Origin of the sequence: Actinomadura soli (assembly GCF_005889715.1) — a bacterium.
GTDB classification, from domain to species: domain Bacteria; phylum Actinomycetota; class Actinomycetes; order Streptosporangiales; family Streptosporangiaceae; genus Spirillospora; species Spirillospora soli.
Genome location: NZ_VCKW01000573.1, coordinates 1 through 1,173, shown reverse-complemented (window position 1 = coordinate 1,173; position 1,173 = coordinate 1). Strand labels below are relative to the sequence as shown.

At 70.0% G+C, this 1,173-nt stretch carries 1 protein-coding gene; it reads left to right on the top strand.

All coding sequences use genetic code 11. From position 1 onward, the window contains the following. Positions 1–266 precede the first annotated feature (266 nt). The gene (locus ETD83_RS41890) at positions 267–1,133 is read left to right on the top strand and encodes a ParA family protein (RefSeq protein ID WP_230421548.1); all 867 of its coding nucleotides are present in this window, start codon (positions 267–269) and stop codon (positions 1,131–1,133) included. Positions 1,134–1,173: the final 40 nt, after the last annotated feature.

Sequence of the window (1,173 nt, the reverse complement as noted above, 5' to 3'; positions counted from 1 at the left end):
CTACGCCACCTCCCACCCCCGCGCCCGCACCTGACCGCCCGCTCACGCGGGGTCCACGACCGCCCGTCCGGCGTGCGATCCGCGCGTCCCGGACCTGACAGCGCGCCCGCCCCTGTGCTGACAAATCGCGACGATCGGCGCGCGTCGGCTTGAGACCGGGGAGGGACCGCCCTAGAGTCCCGGTTCTGGATGGCATTTCCGGGCCGCCGGGGAGGGATCTGGTGACCAGCACTAACGGTGCGGAAGGAGTCCTTTCCTCCGCCACCATCGAGACCGATCCGAGCGTGGCCCTCGGGCCCACGCAAAGACCCGTGCCGGTGTTCCCCGAACCGGAACCCCTGGCTGAGCACGGTCCCGCACGAATCGTCGCCGTCTGCAACCAGAAGGGCGGCGTCGGCAAGACCACCACGACGATCAACCTGGGGGCCGCGCTCGCCGAGTTCGGCCGCCGCATCCTGCTCGTCGACTTCGACCCGCAGGGCGCGCTTTCGGTCGGCCTCGGCAAGGGCGACCCGCGCCAGCTGGACGTGACGGTCCACAACATGCTGCTCGAACGCGACACCGAGTGGGAGGACATCGTCATCGAGACCGGCGTCGACGGGATGGAGCTCCTGCCGAGCAACATCGACCTGTCCGGCGCCGAGGTCCAGCTCGTCCACGAGGTCGGCCGCGAGTACATCCTGCAGGGCGCGCTGAAGTCGGCCGTCGAGCACTACGACTACATCCTCATCGACTGCCAGCCGTCGCTCGGCCTGCTCACCATCAACGCGCTGGCCGCGAGCGAGGGCGTGCTGATCCCGCTGGAGTGCGAGTACTTCGCGATGCGCGGCGTGGCGCTGCTGATGGAGACCATCGAGAAGGTCCAGGGCCGGATCAACCCGGGCCTGGAGATCGACGGCGTCCTCGGCACCATGTACGACTCCCGGACCCTGCACACGCGGGAGGTCCTCGGCCGCATCGTCGAGGCGTTCGGCGACCAGGTCTTCCACACCGTCATCAACCGCACCGTGCGGTTCCCGGACGCGACCGTCGCCGGAGAGCCGATCACGTTCTTCGACCCGAACTCGATGGGGGCGAACGCCTACCGTGGCCTGGCCCGTGAGGTGCTCGCCCGGTGGGCCCAGGTGGCGTGAGCCGGCCCCCGGGCGAGCACCTCACGGGCCAGGCCACGGT